Raw genomic sequence first — 3,077 nt, forward strand, 5'->3', positions numbered from 1 at the left:
GTTGGGATTTTCTCGCATATAAATTATCTTGAGTTATATCATGTCCAGCTTTCTTAATAATCTCGACTAAAACTGTGAAAAAAAAGCTAGACCTCACTTGATAAGCAAAATCTTGTAGGGACGTTCTATGGAACGTCCCTAATGTGGTCTACCCATAAAAAAACCGCTGTAGGGATTAGGGAGTAGGGATTAGGGAGCAGGGAATAGAGTCTATTCCAAAAATTGGATAATTTATTTTTTGCTATTCCCTTAAATTAATCATAATTTATATATATTTATTATATAGAATAATGATAAATGCCGATAACTTTAAAAATTAATTATGATAATTTTTAGGCATCAAAATTAGCTATTGGTAAGTGTTTAAAAATTATGTGACTATCAATAATCTGACTAAATAATGAGTTAATAACTTATAGTTGATAATTGATAGCTTACAATTCATTAAAGCATAATTTTCAGATATTTCAGATTTATTCGGCAAATCATAACTACCCTGATTTGATATCATACTACTAATTCCTCTTCTTTGTTTCACCATTATTCCGCAAAAATTCTCCAATAATTGCTATTGCTCCTGAGCCTACAATTAAAATTACACTTAGGGCATTAATATCTGGTTTTACCCCTGTACGAATTCGACTAAAAATTTCCATTGGCAATGTTGTTGCTCCACTCCCAGAAGTAAAACTAGCAATTAAAAAATCATCCATACTTAGTACAAAAGCTAGCAGACAACCAGACAAAATTCCTGGTATTAATTGGGGTAATAATACTTTGATAAAAGCTTCTAATGGTGTTGCTCCTAAATCAAGGGCAGCTTCCTCTAAATTCGGGTCTAAATCTGCTAATCTTGTGGAGACAACTAAGCCTACATAAGCTAAACAAAAAACAATATGAGCTGCAATAATTGTCCATAAACTTAATCTAATTGCCAGTGCAGCTAAAAATACTAAAGTAGCCACAGCGATCGCTATATCAGGAATAATTAATGGCAGATAAGAAATACCTAGATATAACGACTTACCACGAAACTTATATTTTGTCAAACCTACTGCCATTAAAGTACCAATAACTGCTGAAACAGCTACAGCAAAAAAAGCTACAGTTAAACTATTTTGGAGAGCAGTTAAAATTCTTGTATCCTGAAAAAGTTTGACGTACCATTGCAGGGTAAAACCTTCCCATCCAGCACTGTATTTAGATTTATTAAAACTATAAAAAGTCAATACAAAAATCGGCAAGTACATAAATAGGAACATTAAAACCGTAAATATTACCTGCCAAGAAAGTTGAAGTTTTATCTGAGATTTAGACATATCTATTGGGATATTATCTTCTTGAGTTGTTACTGTATTTGTCATTTGTTTTTCATCTAAACTTGAGTAAAATTTTGACTCATATAGGTGGTAAATAAAAAATACGATCAAATGTTACAACCTAATTTAGCTTGGGTTTGGAGACCAAACCCCTACGATTAAATGTTACAACCTATTTAGAATTGCTATAATATATGTCTGTAATTCGATATATACTTCAATATTCAATATTCAATATTCAATCTCCCCATCTCCCCATCTCCCCATCTCCCCATCTCCCCATCTCCCCATCTCCCCACACTCCCCATCCTCCCCACACTTACTTAGAGGGTCTACCATCACCAAATTTTAGTAAAAGAGCGATCGCTATACTCACCCCTAAAATCAAAACCATACTCAAAGATGAACCAAAACCCCAATTTTGAGTAGCTCCTAAAAACTGGTTATAAATTAATCTAGCAGCAGTCATACTCGAAGCACCACCTAATAATTCTGGGTCAACAAAATCTCCTAAAGAACTAATAAAAACCAACAAAGAACCTGCAGCAATACCAGGTAAACTTTGGGGAACTGTTACTTTCCAAAAAGTTTGTATAGGAGTAGCACCTAAATCAGATGATGCTTCTAATAATCTCCGGTCTAATTTTTCTAAGGAAGCATAAAGAACTGTCACAATATAAGGTAAATAACTATAACTCATGCCAATCAAAACTGCCGGAGTTCGATTCAATAATTCCAAAGGTGGTAATCCGATAATTCCAATAATTGAGTTTAATACACCAGTAGGGCGTAAAATTGTAATCCAAGCATAAGAACGTAACAAAGATGAAGTCCAAAGTGGCAAAACAAAACCCAATAAAATTAGATTTCGCCACCGTTTTGGCGACATTAAAGCAATCCAATAAGCAACAGGAAATCCTAACAATAAACATAAAATTGTTGTACCTGTAGCAAAATATATTGAACGCCAAATTACTTTTAAATTCAAGGAGTCAAAAACTCGTAAATAGTTACCGATACCGTCAGGAATTACTAAATCTCCTGGTCGAATATTTTCTACTAAACTCAGCTCAAAAATTACTAAAGTCGGCAATACTAATAAAAATAGTAACCATAAACCTGCCGGACCTAATAAAACTAAAGGACCCAATAGTTTAGAAAATATTTGACTTATACCATGTTTTGACTGAGAATTAGGGAAAGCTGGAATAGATGGTTTATTAGGTGTATTCATATTTGTAAAGTCAAAATTCAAAAGTCAAAATTCAAAAATAATATTATAGAAATTGGAAAATTTCTCAAGGATTGGGTTATATAGCAATCCTCTAATCGGTTGTAATATTTTGGTAGTAGGGGCGATTCGCGAATCGCCCGTACAGGAGTCAGGAGTCATAATTTTAAACGTTTTCAGCTAAAAGAAATTATTATCAAACTTGTTACGACCAATGCACGGATTGCTATATAGTGCTACATGAAGTTAAAAGTCAAAAGTTAAAAGTAATCTCTGACCGAGTTATGAATAATTAATAATTAATAATTAATAATTAATAATTAATACCCAGAGATTTAAAGTAACTCCAGTTAAGGATAAAAAATTGCTAGGATATTTCCACACTTGCTTCAATCAAGTACGGTTTTAACCAGAGGTAATTATTAATTAATAATTAGATATAATTTTCATTATCAATTATTCATTATCCATTATCCATTAATGAAAATTATCCACTTCTTAATTTAGTCCAGTATTTGTCATAAACT

The 3,077-nt window shown here is 32.3% G+C and carries 3 protein-coding genes; all 3 read right to left on the reverse strand.

The genetic code is table 11. The annotated features are described in order from the left end of the window. Positions 1-370: 370 nt before the first annotated feature. Entirely contained in the window at positions 371-511 is a 141-nt protein-coding gene (locus F6K22_RS37150) for a hypothetical protein (protein WP_293109762.1), read from the reverse strand. A gap of 4 nt (positions 512-515) precedes the next feature. Continuing rightward, positions 516-1,364, reverse strand: coding sequence for an ABC transporter permease (locus F6K22_RS37155; RefSeq protein ID WP_293109764.1), 849 nt, complete (start codon positions 1,362-1,364; stop codon positions 516-518). Positions 1,365-1,638: 274 nt separating this feature from the next. Continuing rightward, a complete protein-coding gene (locus F6K22_RS37160) occupies positions 1,639-2,553 on the reverse strand; it encodes an ABC transporter permease (protein ID WP_293109766.1) in 915 nt (304 codons plus the stop codon). Positions 2,554-3,077: the final 524 nt, after the last annotated feature.

The organism is Okeania sp. SIO2F4, assembly GCF_010672385.1.
Lineage (GTDB): Bacteria > Cyanobacteriota > Cyanobacteriia > Cyanobacteriales > Microcoleaceae > Trichodesmium.